At 73.0% G+C, this 21,092-nt stretch carries 21 protein-coding genes and 1 tRNA gene; 10 read left to right on the forward strand and 12 right to left on the reverse strand.

Going from position 1 to position 21,092, the window contains the following annotated elements:
- Nucleotides 1–14 precede the first annotated feature (14 nt).
- From ACFFHU_RS26475 to ACFFHU_RS26485, 3 genes are read right to left on the reverse strand one after another with little or no spacing between them, the layout of a single operon-like run.
- Nucleotides 15–1,184 (reverse strand): alpha/beta hydrolase, encoded by a 1,170-nt coding sequence (locus ACFFHU_RS26475; protein ID WP_377342994.1) that lies wholly within the window; start codon nucleotides 1,182–1,184, stop codon nucleotides 15–17.
- Nucleotides 1,181–2,107, reverse strand: coding sequence for a hypothetical protein (locus tag ACFFHU_RS26480; RefSeq protein ID WP_377342995.1), 927 nt, complete (start codon nucleotides 2,105–2,107; stop codon nucleotides 1,181–1,183). The genes ACFFHU_RS26475 and ACFFHU_RS26480 overlap by 4 nt, the downstream gene beginning before the upstream one ends.
- Nucleotides 2,104–3,327, reverse strand: coding sequence for an ATP-grasp domain-containing protein (locus ACFFHU_RS26485; protein WP_377342996.1), 1,224 nt, complete (start codon nucleotides 3,325–3,327; stop codon nucleotides 2,104–2,106). The genes ACFFHU_RS26480 and ACFFHU_RS26485 overlap by 4 nt, the downstream gene beginning before the upstream one ends.
- A 119-nt stretch (nucleotides 3,328–3,446) precedes the next feature.
- On the opposite strand from ACFFHU_RS26485, the gene ACFFHU_RS26490 reads away from it, so the two are divergent.
- The 3 genes from ACFFHU_RS26490 to ACFFHU_RS26500 are packed head-to-tail and all read left to right on the forward strand — an operon-like array spanning nucleotide 3,447 to nucleotide 7,338.
- Nucleotides 3,447–4,676, forward strand: coding sequence for an ATP-grasp domain-containing protein (locus ACFFHU_RS26490; RefSeq protein ID WP_377342997.1), 1,230 nt, complete (start codon nucleotides 3,447–3,449; stop codon nucleotides 4,674–4,676).
- The gene (locus ACFFHU_RS26495; RefSeq protein ID WP_377342999.1) at nucleotides 4,673–5,887 is read left to right on the forward strand and encodes an ATP-grasp domain-containing protein; all 1,215 of its coding nucleotides are present in this window, start codon (nucleotides 4,673–4,675) and stop codon (nucleotides 5,885–5,887) included. The genes ACFFHU_RS26490 and ACFFHU_RS26495 overlap by 4 nt, the downstream gene beginning before the upstream one ends.
- Complete coding sequence (locus ACFFHU_RS26500) at nucleotides 5,884–7,338, forward strand: dipeptidase (protein ID WP_377343000.1); 1,455 nt, start codon at nucleotides 5,884–5,886, stop codon at nucleotides 7,336–7,338. The genes ACFFHU_RS26495 and ACFFHU_RS26500 overlap by 4 nt, the downstream gene beginning before the upstream one ends.
- A 20-nt stretch (nucleotides 7,339–7,358) precedes the next feature.
- Here the strand turns inward: ACFFHU_RS26500 and ACFFHU_RS26505 are convergent, their stop codons facing one another.
- The gene (locus ACFFHU_RS26505; protein WP_377343001.1) at nucleotides 7,359–8,075 is read right to left on the reverse strand and encodes a fibronectin type III domain-containing protein; all 717 of its coding nucleotides are present in this window, start codon (nucleotides 8,073–8,075) and stop codon (nucleotides 7,359–7,361) included.
- A gap of 96 nt (nucleotides 8,076–8,171) precedes the next feature.
- Entirely contained in the window at nucleotides 8,172–8,915 is a 744-nt protein-coding gene (locus ACFFHU_RS26510) for an esterase family protein (RefSeq protein WP_377343002.1), read from the reverse strand.
- 53 nt (nucleotides 8,916–8,968) lie between these two features.
- Between ACFFHU_RS26510 and ACFFHU_RS26515 the strand changes: the two genes are divergently transcribed.
- The 3 genes from ACFFHU_RS26515 to ACFFHU_RS26525 all read left to right on the forward strand — a co-directional run bounded on the left by ACFFHU_RS26515 (nucleotide 8,969) and on the right by ACFFHU_RS26525 (nucleotide 11,410).
- Nucleotides 8,969–10,216, forward strand: coding sequence for an ATP-grasp domain-containing protein (locus ACFFHU_RS26515; RefSeq protein WP_377343003.1), 1,248 nt, complete (start codon nucleotides 8,969–8,971; stop codon nucleotides 10,214–10,216).
- Between the two features lie 146 nt (nucleotides 10,217–10,362).
- Complete coding sequence (locus ACFFHU_RS26520) at nucleotides 10,363–10,836, forward strand: helix-turn-helix domain-containing protein (protein ID WP_377343004.1); 474 nt, start codon at nucleotides 10,363–10,365, stop codon at nucleotides 10,834–10,836.
- Nucleotides 10,799–11,410, forward strand: coding sequence for a PIN domain-containing protein (locus ACFFHU_RS26525; RefSeq protein ID WP_377343005.1), 612 nt, complete (start codon nucleotides 10,799–10,801; stop codon nucleotides 11,408–11,410). Before ACFFHU_RS26520 ends, ACFFHU_RS26525 begins: the two co-directional genes overlap by 38 nt.
- 64 nt (nucleotides 11,411–11,474) lie before the next feature.
- On the opposite strand, the gene ACFFHU_RS26530 is transcribed toward ACFFHU_RS26525, so the two are convergent.
- From ACFFHU_RS26530 to ACFFHU_RS26545, 4 genes are read right to left on the reverse strand one after another with little or no spacing between them, the layout of a single operon-like run.
- A complete protein-coding gene (locus ACFFHU_RS26530) occupies nucleotides 11,475–12,152 on the reverse strand; it encodes a glycosyltransferase family 2 protein (RefSeq protein ID WP_377343006.1) in 678 nt (225 codons plus the stop codon).
- The gene (locus ACFFHU_RS26535; protein ID WP_377343007.1) at nucleotides 12,146–12,754 is read right to left on the reverse strand and encodes a class I SAM-dependent DNA methyltransferase; all 609 of its coding nucleotides are present in this window, start codon (nucleotides 12,752–12,754) and stop codon (nucleotides 12,146–12,148) included. Before ACFFHU_RS26535 ends, ACFFHU_RS26530 begins: the two co-directional genes overlap by 7 nt.
- The gene (locus tag ACFFHU_RS26540) at nucleotides 12,751–13,467 is read right to left on the reverse strand and encodes a PIG-L deacetylase family protein (protein ID WP_377343008.1); all 717 of its coding nucleotides are present in this window, start codon (nucleotides 13,465–13,467) and stop codon (nucleotides 12,751–12,753) included. Before ACFFHU_RS26540 ends, ACFFHU_RS26535 begins: the two co-directional genes overlap by 4 nt.
- Entirely contained in the window at nucleotides 13,461–14,489 is a 1,029-nt protein-coding gene (locus ACFFHU_RS26545; protein ID WP_377343009.1) for an acyl-CoA dehydrogenase family protein, read from the reverse strand. Before ACFFHU_RS26545 ends, ACFFHU_RS26540 begins: the two co-directional genes overlap by 7 nt.
- 89 nt (nucleotides 14,490–14,578) lie before the next feature.
- On the opposite strand from ACFFHU_RS26545, the gene ACFFHU_RS26550 reads away from it, so the two are divergent.
- From ACFFHU_RS26550 to infA, 4 genes are all read left to right on the forward strand, one after another.
- A tRNA-OTHER gene (locus ACFFHU_RS26550) sits at nucleotides 14,579–14,711 on the forward strand.
- 100 nt (nucleotides 14,712–14,811) lie between these two features.
- Nucleotides 14,812–16,971 carry a hypothetical protein gene (locus tag ACFFHU_RS26555; protein ID WP_377343010.1) on the forward strand — a complete coding sequence of 720 codons (2,160 nt, stop codon included), beginning with the start codon at nucleotides 14,812–14,814 and terminating at the stop codon, nucleotides 16,969–16,971.
- A 188-nt stretch (nucleotides 16,972–17,159) separates the two neighbouring features.
- On the forward strand, nucleotides 17,160–17,927 hold the full coding sequence (locus ACFFHU_RS26560; protein WP_377343011.1) for a GNAT family N-acetyltransferase: 768 nt from the start codon (nucleotides 17,160–17,162) through the stop codon (nucleotides 17,925–17,927).
- 25 nt (nucleotides 17,928–17,952) lie between these two features.
- Nucleotides 17,953–18,177 (forward strand): translation initiation factor IF-1, encoded by a 225-nt coding sequence (gene infA / locus ACFFHU_RS26565; protein WP_377343013.1) that lies wholly within the window; start codon nucleotides 17,953–17,955, stop codon nucleotides 18,175–18,177.
- A gap of 345 nt (nucleotides 18,178–18,522) precedes the next feature.
- Here infA and ACFFHU_RS26570 read toward each other — a convergent pair whose 3' ends face one another.
- The 3 genes from ACFFHU_RS26570 to ACFFHU_RS26580 are packed head-to-tail and all read right to left on the reverse strand — an operon-like array spanning nucleotide 18,523 to nucleotide 21,004.
- The gene (locus ACFFHU_RS26570; protein WP_377343014.1) at nucleotides 18,523–19,587 is read right to left on the reverse strand and encodes an ABC-2 membrane transporter-related protein; all 1,065 of its coding nucleotides are present in this window, start codon (nucleotides 19,585–19,587) and stop codon (nucleotides 18,523–18,525) included.
- On the reverse strand, nucleotides 19,584–20,504 hold the full coding sequence (locus ACFFHU_RS26575) for an ABC transporter ATP-binding protein (RefSeq protein ID WP_377343016.1): 921 nt from the start codon (nucleotides 20,502–20,504) through the stop codon (nucleotides 19,584–19,586). Before ACFFHU_RS26575 ends, ACFFHU_RS26570 begins: the two co-directional genes overlap by 4 nt.
- Nucleotides 20,501–21,004, reverse strand: a complete 504-nt coding sequence (locus tag ACFFHU_RS26580) for a GntR family transcriptional regulator (RefSeq protein ID WP_377343017.1) — start codon at nucleotides 21,002–21,004, stop codon at nucleotides 20,501–20,503. Before ACFFHU_RS26580 ends, ACFFHU_RS26575 begins: the two co-directional genes overlap by 4 nt.
- Nucleotides 21,005–21,092: the final 88 nt, after the last annotated feature.

Below are 21,092 nucleotides of genomic sequence, written 5' to 3' on the forward strand. Positions count from 1 at the left end.
CTCGTCGGCCGGGGTCACTCGTAGTAGAACTTCTGCGGGCCGGGATAGACCCACGACAGCGCGTCGCGGAGCCGGTCCCGCCAGTTCTCCCAGTTGTGTCCGTCCCGGGCCTCGACGTACCGGACGGTCATGCCGGCGGCCTCGAACGTCGGCACCATCGAGCGGTTCTGGACGATCAGCGGCTCGTAGACTCCGCAGCTGACGAAGAGCCGGTCGGCCACGTGGGTCGGCCGGGCGCGGTACCGGTTCACGAACCGCACGACCGGGTCGAACACCTCACCGCCACCGTGGTCGGCGCCGATGTCGGTGAACACGAACGACCCCGACATCAGGATGAGCGAGCCGTAGGTGTCCGGTGACCTGACGGCCGCCGACAGCGACGCCACCGCCCCGAAGCTCGACCCGAGCAGGCAGCGGCCGGACGGCCTGCCGACCAGCGGCAGCTCGGTCTCCAGCCGCGGCAGCAGCTCGGCCGCGAGGAAGCGCGAGTGCGCGGTGGAGTCGGCGTACTCGTTGAGCCGGTCCTGCGGACGCAGGAAGGCCACGACGGTCTCCGCCACGTCGAGCCGGTGGATCAGGTTGTCGAGCACCGTCTTCGCCGCGGCGTACTGCAGGAAGTCCGGGCCGTCGTGCACGACCAGCAGCGGGTACGAGGCCGTGCGCCGGAACCGGGCGGGCAGGTAGAGGGTGACCGGGTAGTCCCGGCGCAGGGCCCGGCTGCGCACCGTCAGCTCGACCAGGTCGCCGGGCCGGGCGTCCGGATCCGGCTCGGTCCACTCCGGCGAGGAGTAGCCGTGGCCGAAGCAGACCGAGGAGGTGCCGACCGGGCTGTAGGACAGCTTCTCGTTCAGCGGGTCGTTGATCCGCTCGCTGTGCCCGCCTCGGCGCACCTCGAGCTGGTAGTTGACCCGCGAACCGGTGGGCAGCTCGAGGACCAGATACCACAGGTCGGTGCCCCACAGGCGGCGCAGCGGCAGCAGCTCGGGGAGGCCGACGATCCGCTGAGCCAGGAACACCTCGTCGGCCTCGCCGCGATAGAGGAACGTGCAACGCAGGCCCTCGACGATCGGCACCTCGTGCCGGGCGAGGAAGCGGTCGACCGCCGCGGCGTCGAGCGGCCTGCGGTCCTTGAGCCGGTTGATCGCCAGTTTGGCGGTCGGAGCGGCGAACTTCGGCATGGTCATGCGGTCTCCCCGGGGGTGACCTGGCCATCCGCGGTGACCACCCGGGCGCCGGTGGGGAGCGAGCCGTCGGCCTCCAGCCGGATCCGCACCCCGTCGTCCAGCACCAGGCACCGGGCCGGCGCGAAGCGCCGGGCCAGCGCCGACATCCGGATGGGGTCGTCGGTCCGCAGCCGGCGTCGGGCGTGCGGCAACGGCACCAGGCCGTGCACCACCCCGAGGCCGTCGCCGAGCACCTCGGTCTGCGCCACCCCGTGCGGGACGTGATCGTGGAAGAGCACCACCCGGTCGACCAGCGCCATGGCGCCGGCCGACCAGGCCAGCACCACCGACGGCAGGTACGGCTCGAGGTGGAACAGGTGCAGCACGGTGAGCAGGTCGCCGACGTGCCCGCCGGCGATGACCACCGCCTCGACGTCCGCCATCAGCCCTCGCACCTCGTCGCGGTGCCGGGCCACCGCCGGCCGTTCCTGCGGGCGCCACGCGGCGTAGAACGCGTCGTGGGCGGCGCGGACCCGGACCAGGTGTTGCCGGTCCACCAGCCGGACGGCCTCCAGCGCGTCGTCCAGGGCGGCGTCCCGGAACCGCGGCCGGCCCTCCTTACCGCGCGCCACCGCGTAGGCCGCCTGCAGGACATGGTCGAGCTGGGTGAGATAGAGCTGGCGCAGCTCCGCCATGGCGGCGTGGTGCTCCCGCTCGGCGTTGCCGTACTCCCGGTCCTGCTCGTGGACGTCGAGCCAGCGCGCGTGCAGGGTCAGGTTCACCCCGCGCCCGCCGAGCAGGTCCCGCAGCTCGGCGTCGTCGGACTCGCGCTCCTGCCAGCCCGCCGTCACAAAGGCGATCCGGGACTGCGGATCGAGGTCCCGGACGACGTGCTGGACGGTCGGTCGGCGCTGCGGGCCCAGGAGCCAGACGGTGCGGTTCACGCCGCGTGCACGTGGACGGTCCGCCCGACCTCGTCCAGCATCGAGCGGAGCACGTCGTAGTCCGGATGCTGCATCCGCACGTACGCGTTCGCCATGTAGCCGGCCTCGACCGGCTGCGTCGGCGTGCCCGGCTCGGGCAGGTGCGCGTCCAGCACCCACTGACCGTACTTTGCCTGCACCTGCTCGACGCCCGAATAGCCGGAGATGTGGCCGTCGCGCTCCGGCCGCAGCGCGATGATCCCGGCGGCCAACCGGCGCGACGGCCGGGCGTCCACCTGCCCGTTGACGATGGCGTTGGCCCATTCGCGGTAGAGGTCGAGGTCGTTGCCGGCCGCGTACAGGTCCCACGCGCCCACCCCGGGCGGCCGGCAGCCGATCTCGGAGAACCGCAGCCCCTTGGGCCCGAAGAACCACTCCATGTGCGTGGCGCTGGTGCCGATGCCGAGCGCCTCGACCACCCGCTGCCCGAGCTCGCGCAGCTGGCCGTAGTCGGCGACCTGATCCACCCGGTTGGTGGCGACGAACTGCGGCGAGATCCAGCGGGTCCGCATCGCCTCCAGGACGTTGGGGAAGTAGTGCGTGACGAAGTCCAGCGCCGGCTGCCCGTCGACCGAGAGGGTGTCGTAGAAGCCCTCGTGGCCCTCCACGAACTCCTCGACGGCGATGGACGTGACGCCCTTGCCGCCGAACGACCCCAGCGCCGTCTCCAGCTGCTGCCGGTCGTCGATCCGTACCGTGTCCAGGGCGCCGGCGCCGGCGCGCGGCTTGAGGATGAGTGGGTAGCCGACCTCGCCGGCGAACGCCCACACCTGGTCGGCGTCGTCCGCCGCCGTGGAGGCCGCGGTCGGCACCCCGGCGGCGCGCAGCGCCTCCTTCATCGACGGCTTGTCGCGGCACAGCCACGCCGTCCGCCGCGAGGTGCCCGGGATGGTGCACCGCTCCCGCACCTCGGCGGCCCCGAGGGTGTGCGACTCGATGGTGGCCTCCAGCCGGTCCACCCACATCCGGTCCTGTACCCAGCGCACGGCGTCGGTCAGCACGCCGACGTCGGTCACGTTGGGCACCTGGTGGTAGTGGACCAGCCAGCCGCGCAGCTCCTCGTCGAGGAACTCCGCAGGCGACTCGCCGATGCCGATGACCTCGGCACCGACCTGCGCCAGCCCCCGGACGAACTGGCGCTGGTTGCTTGGAAAGCTCGGCTCAATGAAGATCACCCGCATCGATTGCCATGCTACGGCCAGCCGGCGCCGGGGGCCACCGGAGCGGCCGCCCTCCCCGACGGGACGCCCGCGGCCCGCGACGAGATGTGCGAACCCGCCGTGCCGGGTACCGTCCGGCCATGGTCGCCGTCGCCTTCGTCGCCCCGTACCTGCTCGACGCCACGGCCCGTTTCGTCCGGTGCGTGGCCGCGCTGCCCGGCGTCCGGCTCGGCCTGGTGACCAGCGATCCGCTGGAGCGGATCGCCCCCGAGCTGCGCGACCTGCTGGCCGGGCACTGGCGGGTCGACGACGCCTTGGATCCGCGGCAGATCGCCGCCGGCGTGGCAGGGCTCGCCGGCCAGATCGGGCGGGTCGAGCGGCTCGTCGGCGCGCTCGAGCAGCTTCAGGTCCCGCTCGCCCAGGTGCGCGAGGGGATGGGCATCGCCGGGATGGACGTGGCCACGGCGATGAACGTCCGGGACAAGGCCCGGATGAAGGAGACGCTGCGGGCCGCCGGCGTTCCGTGCGCCCGGCACGCCCTCGTGCACGACCCGGCGCAGGCGCGGGCGTTCGCCCGCGAGGTCGGCTTCCCGCTCGTCGCCAAGCCGCCGGCCGGGGCCGGCTCCCAGGCCACCTACCGGCTGGACGACGGCGCGGCGCTGGACGCCTGGCTGGGCGCGGTGCCGCCGAGCGGGGACGCGCCGGCGCTGCTGGAGGAGTTCCTGGTGGGGCAGGAGCACACGTTCGACAGCGTGACGCTCGGCGGCGCCACGGTGTGGTCGTCGATCGCCGACTACTACCCGCCGCCGCTGGACGTGCTGCGCAACCCCTGGATCCAGTGGACGGTGGTGCTGCCCCGGGACATCGGCGGCCCCGAGTACGCCGGCATCCACGCGGTCGGGCCGGCCGCGCTGCGCGCGCTGGGGGTGACGGACGCGCTCACCCACATGGAGTGGTTCCGCCGGCCCGACGGGTCGGTGGCGGTGTCGGAGGTGGCCGCCCGGCCACCGGGCGCGCAGCTCACCTCGATGCACGGGTACGCGCACGACTTCGACCTGTTCGCCGCCTGGGCCCGGCTGGTGGTGCTGGGCGACTTCGACGTGCCCGAGCGCCGGTTCGCCGCCGGAACGGCGTACCTGCGCGGCGTGGGCCGCGGCCGGGTCGGGGCCGTGCACGGGGTGGCCGAGGTGAACCGGGACGTGGGCCACCTGGTGGTGGAGTCCCGGCTGCCCCGGCCCGGCCAGGACGCCGGGTCGGACTACACCGGCCAGGGGTACGTGATCGTGCGCGATCAGCGGACCGAGGCGGTACGCGAGGCGCTGCGCCGGATCATCACCGGGATCCGGGTCGAGCTGGTGGAGGCGTTGTGACGAACGTGGTCATGATTTCCCCGGGTTATCCGCAGGAGATGGCGTGGTTCACCCGGGGCCTGGCCGCCGTGGGCGCCACCGTGATCGGCGTGGGCGACCAGCCCCGCGAGGCGCTGCCGGCCCCGGCCCGGGAGGCGTTGGCGCACTACGAGCACGTGTCGTTGGCGGACGAGGACGCCGTCCTCGCGGCGCTGCGCGGCCTGTCCCGGCACGTACGGATCGACCAGGTCGAGTGCCTGTGGGAGCCGTACATGCTGCTGGCCGCGCGGGTGCGGGAGGCGTTCGGGCTGCCCGGGATGACCGTGGCGCAGACGCTGCCGTTCCGCGACAAGGAGCTGATGAAGCGGACGCTCGACGCGGCCGGCATCCGCACCCCGTGGCACGCCAGCGCCAGCACGGTGGCCGGGGTCTGGGAGGCGGCCGAGAAGGTCGGCTATCCGCTGATCGTGAAGCCCATCGCCGGCGCCGGCTCGGCCGACACCTACCGGGTGGAGACGGCCACCGAGTTGGCCGAGGTGCTGCCGCTGCTGCGGCACGTGCCCGAGGTCAGCGTGGAGGAGTTCATCGAGGCCGAGGAGTTCACCCATGACACGGTGTGCGCCGGCGGCCGGATCCTCTTCGAGCACGTGCTGTGGTACCGGCCCCGACCCCTGCAGATGCGCATGCACGAGTGGGTCAGCCCGGTGGCGATCTCGCTGCGCGACCTCGACGCCCCGCACCTGGCGGGCGGCCGGCGGATGGGCGAGCAGGTGCTGGCGGCGCTGGGCTTCGAGACCGGGTTCACCCACCTGGAGTGGTACCGCAAGGCCGACGGCGAGGTGGTGTTCGGCGAGATCGCCGCCCGCCCGCCGGGCGTGCGGGTGGTCGATCTGATGAACTTCAACACCGACGGCGACCTGTACGCGGGCTGGGCCGAGGCGGTGCTGCACGGGCGGATGCGCCAGCTGCGCCGCCAGCACAACGTGGGCAGCATCTGCAAGCGGGCCCACGGCGCCGGGCGGATCACCGCGGTGCGCGGCCTGGACGAGCTGCGGGCGGAGTTCGGGCCGGACATCGTCCTGGTCGACCTGCTTCCGATCGGGGCGCACCGCCGGGACTGGCGGGCCACCACCATCGGTGACGGCATCGTGATCGTCCGGCACCACGAGTTGCAGCGGGTGATCGAGATGACCGAGCGCTTCGCCGCGGACCTGAACCTGTACGCCGAATGACGGCCGCAGACGCCGGCCGGGCCGACGGCGCCCGGGCATACCCGCGCGGTTCCGCCTCCGGCGCTGCCGGTGACGGCGGCGCCGGCCCCGGCGAAGCCGACGCCGGCGGCGCGCCCGACCGAGACCTGCGGGCGGCCGTGCGGGCCGTCCTGCCCGCGGTGCGGGAGGGGCTCGAACGGCTGGTCCGGATCCCGTCCGTGTCGGCCGACCCGCAAGCGCGCGACGCCGTCGAGGCGTCGGCGGCCGAGGTCGCGCGCCAGCTCGGCGCGGCCGGCCTGCCGACGGTGGAGGTGGTACGGGCACCGGACGGCCTGCCCGCGGTACTTGGCCGTCGACCGGGTCCGCCGGGCGCCCCCACGGTGCTGCTCTACGCCCACCACGACGTGCAGCCGGCGGGCGACCGGGCCGCGTGGGGCGGCGACCCGTTCGAGCCACGGGAGCGCGACGGCCGGTTGTTCGGCCGGGGAGCGGCGGACGACAAGGCCGGCGTCGCGGTGCACTGCGCCGCGCTGCGGGCCCTCGGCGACGATCCGGGCGTCGGCGTGGCCGTGCTCATCGAGGGCGAGGAGGAGATCGGCTCGCCCACCCTCCCGGCCCTGCTGGCCGAACACCGCGACCGGCTGGCCGCCGATGTGCTGGTGCTGGCCGACTCCACCAACTGGCGGGTGGGCGTACCGGCGCTGACCACCTCGTTGCGCGGCGGCGTGAGCGTGGTGGTGGAGGTGGCCACGCTGCGGCAGGCCGTCCACAACGGGGTGTACGGCGGTCCGGTGCCGGACGCGCTCACCGCGCTGACCCGGCTGCTGGCCTCGCTGCACGACGAGCGCGGCGACGTGGCGGTGGCCGGGCTCTCCCGGCAGGTTGCCGACCCCCTCGACCTGACCGAGGACCGGCTGCGCGCCGACGCCGGGGTGCTGGACGGCGTACGGCTGATCGGCTCCGGGTCGCTCACCTCGCGGCTGTGGCGGGCGCCGGCCCTGTCGGTGATCGGCATCGACGCGCCGCCGGTGGACGCGGCCGGCATGGTGCTGGTGCCGACCGCCCGGGCCCGGCTGGCGCTGCGGATCGGACCGGGCGACGACGCCGGGGCCGCCCGCGACGCGCTGGTCCGGCACCTGGAGTCCCACGCGCCGTGGGGGGTGCGGTTACGGGTGACGCCCGGCCGCCCGGTGGCGCCGTTCGCGGCGCGTACCGACGGTCCCGGCTACGCCGCCGCGCGGGCGGCCTTCGGTCAGGCCTGGGACGTGCCGCCGGTCGAGATCGGGGTCGGCGGCTCGATCGCCTTCCTGGCCCCGTTCGTCCAGACGTTCCCCGCGGCCGAGGTGCTGATCACGGGGGTCGAGGACCCCGACACCCGGGCGCACGGGCCCAACGAGAGCCTGCACCTGGCCGACTTCGAACGTGCCTGTCTTGCCGAGGCGCTGCTGCTGCACCGCCTCGGCCAGGAGTGACGCTTGCAGGACAGCTCGTACTAGCCGCCCGCGCGGGTCGGTGGCGTGACCACGTTGGACGCGATCGACAGGTTGCCCGCCGCGTCCCTCGCGCGTACGTAGTAGGACCCGCCCCACGCCGGGGTGGACGGTGGCGTCACCGGGTAACTGGGCGTCGTGGTTGCGCCGGCCAGCCTGGAGAAGTACCCGCCGTTGTAGCGATAGACGTCATAGCCGACCACCCCGACATTGTCGGTGGACGAAGTCCAGGACAGTCGCCCGTTCCGGACGCTGAGGTTCCCCGGAGCGGTTGGCGGCACGGTGTCGCTGCCGTCCAGGATCGGGGTCATCACGGTGACCTGGTTCGACAGGTTTGAATAGTTGCCCGTCGAGTCCATGGCGGCCACGCTGAGGCGGTATTCGCTCGCCGGCGAGAGGCGGATGCTGGCCGATTCGCCGGATGTCCTCGTGTCCACGTCCACGTTGGTGAAGGGTTGGGTGTACTTGACGATGTAAGCCTGGATGTTGGGGGAGGTGGAGGCCGTCCAGGTCACGGTGACGGAGGTAGCGGTGACCCAGGTGACGGTGAGGTTCGTTGGCGGTCTCGGTGGCAGCGGCGACGCCGATGGGCTGTCGACGATGGGTGGCGTCGACGCGGGGTCGGCGCCGGCTGCGGGAGTGATGGTGAGGCCCACACCCAGGACCCCGAGCGGTAGCGTGACGACGGCCACGAGCGCCAGCCAGGTGCGACGGAACAACGGTGTCTGATTATCTTCCCCCATGCGTCGACGATGCCGCCACTAATAGACGTACGTCAACGTGCTGCTCGGCAGCTGAGACGCCCGGCGGTTGCCCTAGCACAGCTCCTCGAGATACTGCGGCAGCATCCGCCGCCAGGTCGGCCAGTCGTGCTCGACGTCCGGGCCCCACGAGTCCACCCGGTTCGGCACGCCCTTCGCGCCGAGCACGTCTGCGACCGCCCGGGACTCGCCGATGTTTTCCCAGGCGCCCTCCCCGGAGGCCAGGATGACCCGGCGCTGCCGCAGCAGGTCCAGCTGCGGGCCGTCGAGGCCGGCGACGAAGTGCACGGCCGAGGCGAAGTACAGGTCGTCGCCGAAGTGGTCCTCCAGCAGCGGCTGCAACCGGTACGTGCCGCTCATCCCCAGGGCCGCCGCGAACAGCTCCGGGTAGCGGCAGACCATCGACACGGCGTTGAACGCGCCGATCGAGGCCCCGGCTACCACGATCGGCTGCGGGCCGCCGAGGTCGGCGTGGATGGCCGGTACGACCTCGTGCGCGACCGCCTGCTGGTACCGGTTGAGCAGCCACATGCGGTGCTCCGGGGTGCCGTCCCTGGCGGCGAGGGCCCGGCCGGCGACGCTGTCGCAGGAGTAGATCTTGACCCGCCCGGCCGCCAGGAGGTGCCCGCAGGCGTCCACGAGGTGGTGCCGCTCGATCTCCTCGGCGTCACCGCCGGCCGTCGGGAAGACCAGCACCGGCGTGCCGTAGTGGCCCCACCGCGTCATGCTGAGCGGCTGCTGCATGTGCTCGGAGAACCACTGCTCGCTGGCCTTCACACCGACACCCTCCACCGTCATCGCCGCCAATCTTGATCATGCCGACTGCGGCATTGTCTCCTAGATTCATACCCGTGACGGATCATCTGATCGGGCTCCTCCTCGGCGCCGAGGAGGACTGGCCCCAGGCTTTCGAGGCGACCCTACGCATGGTGGGGCCGATCCACCACGGCGGTGAGGTCCATCGCCTGACCAGCGAGCGGCTGACCATCGAGCCGTTCCGGCTCACCGACCCGGTCCGGACACCGCTGGTGATCGACCGGCTCGCGTACTGGTACTACCACCCGCGGGAGTGGCTCAAGAAGGCCGCCCTGGTCAACGGGACGTACCTGCTGAACAGCCCGTTCACCTTCCAGTCGATGGAGAAGCACAGCGCCTACTGCGCGATGGTGCGGCTCGGGCTCAAGGTGCCGGAGACCACCCTCGTGCCGTACAAGAATCCCGTCGACAACGTCCGCTGGGCCTACACGGCCGAGCGCTACAACCAGCCGTTCGACCTGGACCGGCTCGCCGCCGACCTGGGCTACCCGCTGTACATGAAGCCGTTCGACGGCGGCGGCTGGCGCGGCGTCTCCCGGGTCAACGACCCGGCCGACCTGCACCGGGCGTACGACGAGTCCGGCGAGATGCTCATGCACCTGCAGGCGACCATCGACTACGAGCACTTCGCCCGGGCGCTGTCCATCGGCCCGGAGACCATGGTCATGGACTTCCGCCCGGACCAGCCGATGCACAACCGGTACGCCGTGTCGCACGACTTCCTGTCCGCCTCCGCCGGCTGGCAGGCCGTGGCGATCAGCCGGGTGGTGAACGCCTTCTTCTCCTGGGAGTTCAACTCGGCCGAGATGCTGGTCAGCGGCGACGAGGTCTATCCGATCGACTACGCCAACGCCTGCCCCGACGTGGCGATCACGTCGCTGCACTACTACTTCCCCTGGGCGATCACCGCGCTGGTCCGCTGGTCGACGTACTGTCTCGTCACCGGCCGCCGGCCCAACCTGGACCTGCGGACCAACCGGTACTTCGCCATCGCCGACAACCCCGACATGTCGTACGAGGACAAGCTGGCCGCCTATCTCGGGCTGGCCGACGAATACTTCGAGAGCGACCGCTACTGGGAGTGGTGCGGCACCCACCTCGGCCACCTCGAGGAGCAGGTGTACGAATGGGTCGGTTCGGACGCCTTCGACCGCATCCTCCGGGAGACGGTGGCCGCGACCTACCCGCCGCACGAGCACGACCAGTTCCTCGCGCACTTCCGCGGCCTCATCCAGCTCTGGCTGGACGACAACGGCTCGCGAGCCGGCCGTCCCGCCAGCTGACCGCTCGCCGGCGCCAGGTCTGGATCACCGGTCCGGCCGCCCTGCCGGGTCAGCCCCGATTTGGGGGCATCTTCCGTGTTGTAACTATCGTTTTTTTCGTTTTTACAGGTATGGTGGTAATAGAGCCAAGGAGCGCGGAGGATCTTGTGACTGTGGTGCCCGCAGGCGGGTCGACGCCCAACGGCGACGAGTTGAGGCGATTCGCCCGCCGGTCGCTCAGCGGGCGACGGCTGAAGCTGATCGTTGATGACGGAGAACCGGTCGACGTGCCGCCCGTAGTGGGCGAAGCCCTCGCGGAAGTCGTGTCGATCCTGGGGCGGGGGCGGCCCGTCCGGGTGATGGCCGAAAGCGTCGAGCTGTCGACCGGAGAGGCCGCCACGATCTTGGGGGTGACCCGACCGACGGTGGTCAAGTTGATGAATGACGGCGTGCTTCCCTACACCCGCCCCAACTCCAGCCGCCGGGTGGCGTTGCACGATGTGCTGGCCTACAAGGAACGCCGATCGAGGGCGCGCCGCGAGGCGTTGGATGAGTTGACGGCTGACGCAGTCGACATGGGCGTTTACGACGAAGCGATTCGCCGTGGCCGCCAGTCATCAGACGGTCAGCCCGCCGAGTGACCGCTCGCTGATGATCGTCGCCGTGTTGGACGCCTGCGTCCTGGTGCCAAGTGTGCTCGCGGACACGCTGCTGCGTTGCGCCGAGCAAGACCTCTACCGACCGATATGGACCGTTGCGATCCTCGAGGAGGTTCGCCGGAATCTGCCGCCGTCCGCCCTCGGAGCCAAGGCTGAGCGCAGGGTCGAGGTGATGCGGGACTTCTTCCCGGAAGCGATGGCTTCGGGTTACGAGCAGTTCATCCCCGGGCTGACCAACGATCCCAAAGATCGGCACGTACTCGCCGCCGCCGTCGCCGCCGACGCGGAGGTGATCGTCACGGCCAATCTCCGTGACTTCCCGGAGCGTGCGCTCGCGCCGTTCGCCATCGAAGCGGTGCATCCGGATGACTTTCTCTGCATGTTGTTGGCCGATGCCCCGGAGCGGGTTGCGAACATCATCGTGCAACAGGCAGAGGCCACCGGAAGGGGAGGACGGCCGAAGCTCGGTGTGGACGACGTCGTGAACGGCCTGGCCGGGTGCCGAGCGATCCGGTTCGCCCACCGGGTGTCCCTCATCCTGGCCGACGGGCGTTGAAGGCCGGTCCGTTCACCGAAGAGTGGTTCGCTGCCATGCACATCCCCGATGCGACCCCGTCCTGTCAGAGGTTCGCGGCCAGCCGGGTCAGGTGGGCGCTGAACCCGCCCGCCGCCCGGGCCGTCCCACGGGCGCTGGTGAGCGTCGGCGTGTCCACGCTGTACACCACCCGCAGGCCGGCCTCGGTGGCGATCCGTACCAGCTCCCGGTCCTCGGCCAGGGCGAGCGCCGGGAAGCCGCCGACCCGCCGGTAGGCGACCGCGGAGATGCCGAGGTTGGCGCCGTGCACGTGCCGGTCGCCGGCCGCGTACCCCGCCTCGTAGGCCAGCTTCAGCTCCGCCGGCCACGGCGCCCAGTCCGCCACCCGGACCGTCCCGGCCACCAGGTCCGCGCCGGCCGCGGCCAGCCGCGCCTGGTGGACGAGCCAGTCGGCCGGGACGCGGGAGTCGGCGTCGGTGGTGGCCAGCCACAGCCCGGCCGGGTCGTCGCCGATCGCCGCCGCCGCGCCGGCGGCCCGGGCCACCCCGACGTTGCGGGCCCGCAACGTGACCGCGCGGACCCCGGCGGCCGCGCAGATCGCGGCCGTGCCGTCGGTGCAGGCATCGAGCACCACCACGATCTCGACGGGTACGTCCGGCAGCGCGGCCGCCGCCACGGACAGCGCGGCGAGGCAGCCCGGCAGCAGCTCCTCCTCGTCGTGCGCGGGGACCACCACCGCCACCCGCGTCGGCCCGGTCAGCACAGGCCCTCGCGCTCGGCCACCGAGCGGGCCGGCGGAGGGGTCCGGGTGTGCACGTCGAGCCGGAAGTCCGCCTCCTCGTGCCGGACCAACCGGGCGAGCCCGGGCACCCGGTCGAGCCGCTCGTGCACCTCGTCACCGCGCTGCGGATAGTCGGCCACCGGGTGCCGCCAGTGCACGGCCACCAGGTCGCCGCCGGGCCGCAGCGACGCCACGGCCCGGTCCAGCAGCGTGTCCAGGTCGGCGTCGCCGAGGTAGTAGCCCACCTCGGAGAGCACGATGAGGTCGAAGTCCTCGTCGGGCCAGTCCTGCGGCATCCGGCCCGGCCGCACCCGCACGTGCGGGCACCCGGCCACCCGCTCCGCGGCCGTGGCCACGGCCTGCTCGGCTAGGTCGACGCTGAGCAGCCGGTCGCAGCGGGCGGCGAGCTGTTCGGTGAGCACCCCGATCGAGCAGCCGGGCTCGAACGCGGCCGCGTACCGGGGGCGGGGCAGGGCGGCCAGGGTGAGCGCGTACTTGCGCCGCTCGTACCAGCGGCTGGTGAAGCCCCACGGGTCCGGGCTGGCGGCGTACATGGCGTCGAAGTAGCCGACCGGCAGGGTCACGTGAGGAACACCTCGTACGGGCGCAGGAAGCGGGCCACCACGTGCGGCGGCAGGATCGGCGCGTCCGCCGGCGCGGGGCCGAGCGGCTCGGTCTGGCTGCGGAACTCGGCCACGGCCGCGGCCTTGCCCCGGCACACCGCCGCGGGCAGGTCCAGCCGGCGAGCCCGATGCCAGGGCACCCGCGGGTCGCCCGGGTCGGCCCAGTGCCACATCCAGATCGGGTATTCCGCCAGGATGGCGCCGGTGGCGGCGCAGGCGGCCGCCGCGGCCCGCCCGACCGTCTCGTGGTCGGGATGGCCGTCGCCGCGCCAGGTGGCCACGCACCACCGCCCCGGCGAGAGCAGCCCGGTCAACGTCGCGGTGAGGGCGGCCTCGTCGATGTCGCCATCCGGGTGCCCGAGGTGGCGTACCGGGGTGGCGGGCTGGCCGAGCACGGACAGCGCCGCGGCGGTCTCGGCCCGGCGCAACGCGACCAGCTCGTCCGGCGCGTACACCGTCGAGCCCGCATGGGACGCCTCGCCGTCGGTCACCGCCACCACCTCGCCGCCGCCGGCCAGGCACAGCAGCCCCCCGGCGCCGAGCACCTCGTCGTCCGGGTGCGGCGCCACGATCAGCGGCCGCGCCGGCGGGGCCAGCGTCGGCCAGCCCGCCGGACCGGCCCAGCCCGACCAGGCCTCCTCGCTGGTGCCGAGCCCGGCGATCTCGGTCACCACCGCGGGTCCTCCTCGGCCGCGACCTGCTCACCCAGCCCGGCCAGGTCGGCCTCGGCGTGGCTCTGCCGCAGGTAGACGGTGAGATCGGCGACCCGCCGCGCGTGCCGGCCGTCCCGGCAGAGCGGGCCCGCGCCCAACGCCCGGCCGACCCGGTCCAGCACCTCCGTGGCGGTGGCCTCGACAGTGGCCCGGACCTGCCCGGTGAGGCGCCGCAGGTCCGCCTTCGGGTCGGCGTCGACGGTGGCGGCCGCGGCCCGCAGCAGCGCCCCGGCGGCGGCCAGCCGGGCGTCCACCGCGCCGAGGTGGGCGAGCAGGTGCGGGTCGGGCGGGGCCACGCCGGCCGCCTCCGGCCGGTCGCCGCCGGTCGCCGCGCGGTGCTTCTCCCGCTGGGCCCGGGCGGCGGCCAGCAGCGGCCGGGCGACCCCCACGGCCCCGCCGTACCAGCAGGCGGCCACGCCGATGCCGCCGTGCCAGAAGCCCGGCCGCGCGGTGTAGTCGCCGGGGCCGCCCACCGGCACGGCCGGCACCCCGGTGAACCGCACGGTGCGGCTGTCGCTGGCCGCCATCCCGACGGCCGGCCAGGTGCCCTCGAGCGCGGTGCCCGGGTTGTCCACCGCGAACAGCCGGATCCCGTCCGGGGCGGCGGCGGTGACCAGGGCCCGGGTGCAGACGCCGGCGCCGGAGCACCACGGCCGGTCGCCGTCGATCAGCCAGATCGCGCCGTCGCGGCGGGCCGTCAGCGACCGCGGCACGGCCGCCCAGACGCCCCACCGGCCGTCCCCGGCGGGTGGCCCGTCGAGTTCGGCGAGGATCGCCAGCGCGTCGGCGTGGCCCTCGGCGAGCCGGGCGAGCACCGGGTCCGCCTCGCCGAGCCGGGCCAGCGCGGCAAACCGCTCGGCCGTGTTGCCGGCGCCGGGCAGCGGCAGGTCGAACGCCCCGGCGGCGACGCCGGACCGGAACCGCGCGTCCGGCGGTTGTCCGTCGGCGTCCCGCCGCTCCTGCCCGTACCGTTCCGTCGTCACGCGGTCACCCTAGTGCCCGCGCCTGAGCGTCCCCGGACCGCCGTCGTATCTCGATGGCCCTCGTGACCGGCTCGTGGGATGATCGTTCCGGGTCGTTAGCTCAACGGCAGAGCACCGGGCTAAAGTAGCGCCTCCGCCCTCCGCCTGTGCGGTCATGGAAATGCTTCCTTCTCCTCCTTTTGACGGACCCGGCGGTTCGGGGTTCGACTCCTCGGCGACCCACTGCGCATCCGATGGCAATCCGCGACCGTCACCGCCGGCTGGCGAGACGAGTCGCGGCCTGCCCTGCTGTCCAGACCACAACGAGCGGCGGGAGGGTCGCATGCTCGAGAAGCTGATCGTTCAGAAGACCCTGCGGGTCCCGGCCAGCACTGGCGAGGCCGGTGACGGCACGCTGGTGGCCCGGCAGTTGGACGCGGCGCTGCTCGACGTCGGGTTCTCGGCGTCGCGGGCGTTGCTGGAGCACGTCGGCGCCCTGGCCCCCGGGCCGGCGCTGGACCTCGCCGCCACGGTCGTGTCCGCGGTCCGCGAGCTGGTCGGCGACCACGTCCAGCACAACGCCTACTTCATCGGGTTCCCCGACAACGTGCCGGACACCGTCGAGTTCTGGGTGCAGCGGCTGCGGGCCGCCGTGCTCGCCGGTGGCGACACCGCCACCGACGCGCAGCTGCGGGACGCGCTCCTCGCGGGCGGGGTGAACCTGCTCGACCTGCCCGGCTACGGCAGCTACCAGCACACGTACGCCGAACTGCTGGCCGCGCACGACGCGCTGATCGCGGCGGCCGGCGACCGGCTGACCCTGCTCCGGCTGGGCGACCGGGTCGAGGTCGAGGCGGAGCGGCTCTACCTGACCATGGCGGGCAGCCCGACGCCGCACGGCGAGGCGGACCTGGCGATCCTCGGCGAGCTGGCCGTCGCCTGCCTGGATGGCGCGCAGCCGGACCGGATCCCGGTGCGGGAGAACCGCGCGGTGCTCAACGGCATCCGGCTCGTCCTCGGTCGCCCGCTGGTCGCCGTGGACACCACGACCGACGTGCTGCGGCTGGCGTGCCACGTCTCCGGCGGGGACGCCACGCTCGTGACGACCACCCGGTTGCGCGCCTTCCCGCGCCGGGAGCGGCGGATCCTGCTGGGCGCGTTGGACGAGGTCGTCGCGGCCAGCCCGAGCAAGCTCGGTGACGTCGCCCGGTACGCGGAGCGGTGGAAGCGGCTGGGCGAGCGGCTGCACCCGCACGAGTACGCCCAGTGGCCGCACGCCCGGGAGGTGTTCGCGGTGGCCCGGGGCGAGCGCCGCGTACCCGGTCTGGCCGGGCGGGCGGAGGCGGCGATCCGTGCCGGCGCCGTTGGTCGGGCCGCGTCCGTGCTGTCGGCCGCGCCGGGCCTGCTGGTGCGGTCCGCGGACCGGCTGCTGCGGCTGGCGCCGGCGGCGGACCGGGCCGCCGTGGTCGAGGCGGTCGGTGGCGCGCTGGATTCGGCGTCGGGCCGGGTGCTCTGCTCGCTGCGCGAGCACGTCGACAACCGGCGGACCCCGGCGCCCGCCCGCGTGTACGTGGGCCGTTCCGGGCGCGCGTGGATCGGGCGGGACGAGCGGCCCCCGCTGCCGGCCGAGCTGGTGGCCGAGCTGACCGCGCTGCTCGACGCGGAGATCGGCGCCCGGCTGCCGGAGCCGTCCCGGCCGCTGCTGGTGGACCCGGAGGTGCTCGACGTCGCGCTGCCGCTGTCCGGCAAGGCGGCCGGGGCCGGCTTCGCGGTGCTCCCGCGCGGGTCGCGGGCGTCGGCGCCGGGCGAGCTGCTGCGCTTCTTCATGTACTGGCGCCAGCGCGAGCGGCGCACCGACTACGACCTGTCGGTGCTGCTGCTCGACGAGCACTTCCACCCGGCTGGCCAGGTGTCCTACACCAACTACCGCCACGACGGCGTGGTGCACTCCGGCGACATCACCGACGCGCCGAACGGCGCCACGGAGTTCATCGACGTACCGCTGACGGTCCGGGCGCACTACGTGGTCCCGCAGGTGCACATCTATGCGGGGGAGTCGTTCGACGAGGTCGCCGAGTCCATGTTCGGATACCAGACCCGGACGCGGGAGCAGCGCGGCGCCCCGTTCGACGCTCGGACGGTCCGGGCGCGCTCGCAGCTGCGCGGCCGGGGCCGGGTCGCGCTGCCGATGGTGTTCGCCAGGGACGAGGGCGGGTGGCGGGCCCTGTGGCTGCATCTGCACCTGCGGGGGTGGCCGTCCTTCAACCGGGTGGAGGAGCACACCCCCACCATCGCCGACCAGGCACGGGCGTTGGCGCAGCGGCGATACCTGACCATGTCGTACCTCATCGACCGGTGGCGCGACCGGGCCGAGGTGCGGACCTGGACCGGCCGGCTGCCGGACGAGCCGGTCACGTTCATCGGCATCGAGGCGCCCGACGGGCTGCCCGAGGGGTCGGAGACGTACCCGTTGGATCGGCTCGGTGAGCTGATCCCCGAGTAGGCGGCCGCAAAACCGGTTGGACGGCACGACCACCCGCTGGTAGCGTCCTGCCCGCCGTGACACTGTCCGAGGAGGTGAGACCCGTGAACGTTGTATCGATGTGGGTGCTCCCCCCGTCGTCACGGACCGGCCGCTGACCTAGGTGTCGCCGGGAGCGCCCCCCAAGGCACTTCCGGAAGGACCAACCTATGAACCCTGTGGAATTCGGCCATGCCGTGCTGATTTCGCGCGTCGCGGCCGGTCAGTGGCACGCGCTGGAGGACGACCTCGTGGCCGGCCGCGCCGAGACGTCGCGTCGCCCCGACGGACGGACGTTCGTCAGCGTCGACGCCTGGCACGACGCGACCTTCGACCGGCTGGCCGAGGCCATGCTGGCGGCCCTGCCGAGGCCGCTGTACACGGTGGTCGACGAGGCCGACCTCGAACTCACCGCCCGCTGGCAACGGGCCGGCTTCGCGGTCCGGCGCCGCGAGTGGGAGTACGCCGTACCCACGGATCCCCGCGTCACCGGCCTCGACTCGGCGCCGCCGCCCGGCGTCATGATCCTGCCCGTCGGCGCCGCCGAGGAGGCGCCGCTGCGCGCCCTGGACCGCCAGATCCGCGCGGAGGTCGAGGCCGGCCCGGGCTGGGCGGACATGCCGGCCGAGGTCCTGGCGCGGCCGCAGCTGGACCCGGCGAAATACGCCGTGGCGGCGCTGTCCGGCCGGTACGTGGGGCTGCTGCGGGTGGCGATGGTGACCCGGCAACCCCGGATCGGGCTGGTCGCCGTCCGGGCCGAACACCAGCGCCGCGGCATCGGCCGAGCGCTGCTGGCGCACACGCTGGGCGCGCTGCACCGCATCGGCAAGGACACCGCCGCGGCCGAGGTGACCGAGTCGAACGTTGCAGCCACGGCGCTGTTCGACGGCATCGGTGCCCGGCGTGCCGGGAGCAACCTCGAACTGATCCTCCGCTGACCACCCACGAGAGAAGGCACTGATCATGGCAAGAACACCGAAGGGCATCGAGCTCGAGGGCACCGTCCTCGAGTGCCTGCGTAACGCCACTTTCCGGGTGGAACTGAACAACGGCCACAAGATGCTGGCGCACATCAGCGGAAAGGTGCGCAAGAACTACATCAAGATCCTCCCGTTCGACCGGGTGCTGGTCGAACTGAGCCCGTACGACCTGAACCGCGGTCGGATCATCTTCCGCTACCGGAACTGACCCGGCGGCGGGCAACCGGGCTTCGGGCCGGTTGCCCGCCGCAGCCGGATCCTCGTCGGCGCGCCGCAGGGGGACTACCACCTCTAGGTGGTAGTCCCCGGTGGTATGACGCAGGCGATCAAACGCACCCTGTCCATGCGCCCTGAGATAGATCGAATGCTCACCGCTCATGTCCGGCGCACGCCCGGGGCCACGACGTCCGGGACTGTCAATGCCGCGCTGGCCGAGTACCTGGAGGCTGCGGCACTGGAGGCGTACCGGCGATGGGACGCCGAAGCCGACGAGGGCGAGCGGCGCTGGCTGAGTTCGCCGCCCACCGTGACGAGTCCTAGCCCGACGCCGCCGTCAGCCCGCGCTGAGGCTGGTGCGGCGGACGATCCACCAGACGGTGGCCAGGGCCACCGCGGTGAGGGCGAGGTAGCCGCCCGCGACGATCAGGTGGAACTCGGGGATCCGGGTGCCCGGCTGGTACTGCAGGTGCTGCTGCAGGTGGTTGTCGACGAAGCAGGAAAGCGTGCCGTCGGGGTTGTTGGTCGGCGGGCAGAGCTGTTGCAGCTCGACGCCGCTGAGCTCGCGCCCCGAGGCGTCGAACGCGGCGGACGGCCCGTCGAAGCCGTACTGGATCATGCCGCCCTTGACGACCAGGGTGTTGTTGCCGAGCAGGCCGCCGTCCGGCCGGCCGACCTGCCGCCAGGCGGACAGCGGCGTCACGAGGGTGGGATAGCGCCACTGCACGAGGTAGGTCAGGCCGATGAAGCCGGCTATCACGCCGAACACGGCGGGCAGCGTGCGTCTGACGGCGGCGCCGAGCGCCACACCGATCGCGAACCAGCAGACGCTGATCACGGCCGGCAGCCCTGCGGTGGTGAGGAACGGCAGGTAGTCGAACAGATTTCCCGGGGCGGGCAGGTTCGCCGCGTGCTGCAGGTGGTCGCTGACGCCGGCGACGGCTCCGGTCACCGCGGCCACGAACAGGCCGAGGGCCCCGAGCCTGGTCCACAGCCAGCGGGTCGGGGAGACGTCCTGGCTCCAGGCCAGCAGCAGGGTCCGCTGCTCGTGTTCCCGGGCCAGCACCGGCACGCCGAGGAACACGCCGATCAGCAGCGGCATGTACTGCACCAGTCGGGACAGGACGCCGAAGGTGAGGACCAGCGGCGAGGTCCCGGCCAGTCGCGCGCTCTGCGGGGAGTCGTCGGGGCAGAAGGTCTCGTGGCACTGGTGCCACAGGTCGGTCAGCTCCATCGACAGGTACGCCATCCAGCCCACCAGCACCGCGGCCAGGACGAGCGTGCTGACCAGGGCCCAGCGGTGCTGGCGCCAGGTCACCCACAGCAGACCGCGGACGCCCCCGGAAGGCTCGGGACCGTCCTGGCGGTTGGTGGTGGCGGGCGCTTCGGTGACCGTGCTCATGCTGCTGTCTCCATGTCGCGGAAGGGCCTGGCCGCTGCCTTGAGGTAGGTGAGGATCAGCTCGTCCAGCGTGACGGGTTGAGCGGTCCAGCCGGGCGCGACGACGGCGTAAGTCGCCGGCGGGACCGGCTGCCGGAGGATGAATGTGGACTGCCGGTCGGTGTGCTGGGCCTGGACGATCGCGCCCGGGCCGGGGGGCTGGTCCGCGCGGGGGCCGGTGAGCCGGACATGGCTGTCGAGCAGGTCCTCGACGTCCCCGGTGAGGACCGGCCGGCCGGCGTCCAGCAGCAGCAGGTGGTCGCCTACGCCGCTGAGCTCGGCGATGATGTGGGTGGACAGCATGACGGTCATCTCGCCGTCGGCCGCCTCGGCCATGAGCTCGCCGGTCACCTCGGTCCGGGCCACCGGGTCCAGGTTCGCGAGGGGCTCGTCCAGCAGCAGCACCGCCGGGCGGGAGCCCAGGGCGACCGCGAGCGCGACCTGGGCCCGCTGCCCGCCGGACAGCTTGGCGCAGCGGCGGTCCAGCGGGATGTCGAAGCGCTGAAGCCAGGACAGCGCCCGCCGCTGGTCCCAGACCCGGTTCATGGACCGGCCGAACCGGAGCATGTCGGCCACGCTGAAGTCGCGGTACAGCGGCTTGTCCTGAGCCAGGATGGCGACCCGGCTCCCGGCCGAATCACCCCGGGCGGTGGATCCGCCCCCGGGCACCGGTCGGCCGCGGACCAGCAGCGCGCCGCTGGTGGCCGGGAGCATGCCGGCGATGATGCTCAGCAGCGTCGACTTGCCCGCGCCGTTCGCGCCGACCAGCGCGATGATGCGGTTGGCGGGCAGTTCGAAGCTGCAATTCCGCAGCGCCCACACGGCGCCGTACCGCCGGCTCAGATCGCGGGCCTCCACGGCGATGGATTGCTCGCTCATGCCGCACCGTCCTTCCGTCGCAGGGCGCCCGCCGCCGGTCCCGACCGCGGCCGCTCACCGTCCGACCGAGTCGTACGCGCCGAGCTGTCCACGATCACCGAGGCGAGCAGCGCCTGGACGTCCTCGTCCTCCAGGCCGGCCTCGCGGGCCTGCCCGAGCCACCGGGCCAGGCCGCCCCGCAGGCGCGCCATGACGTGCGGATCCGCGTGACCGAGCGTTCCGCTGACGAAGGTGCCGGCCCCCTGGCGCGCCTCCACCAACCCGGAGAGTTCCAGCTCGCGGTATGCCTTCAGCACCGTGGTCGGGTTGACCGTGCAGGAGGTCACCACGCTGCGCACGGTGGGGAGCTGGTCCCCGGGCCGCAACGTCCCGATCCGCAGCCCCTCGCGCACCTGCCGGACCAGTTGGGCGTACGCGGGAACGCTGCTGGACCGGTCGACATGAAAGTTGATCAATGAGACCTCGCCGTCCGTGGTGATTGTGTTGGTTAAGTAGAACACCAGTAGACCGGCATGACAAGAAGCCGGCGGATCGACAACCGCCTGCATCCGCCGGGGCGTCCGTCGGCGAAGTTCAGGTGGTGGCTGG

This window comes from Plantactinospora siamensis (genome assembly GCF_042434095.1).
Classification (GTDB): Bacteria; Actinomycetota; Actinomycetes; order Mycobacteriales; family Micromonosporaceae; genus KBS50.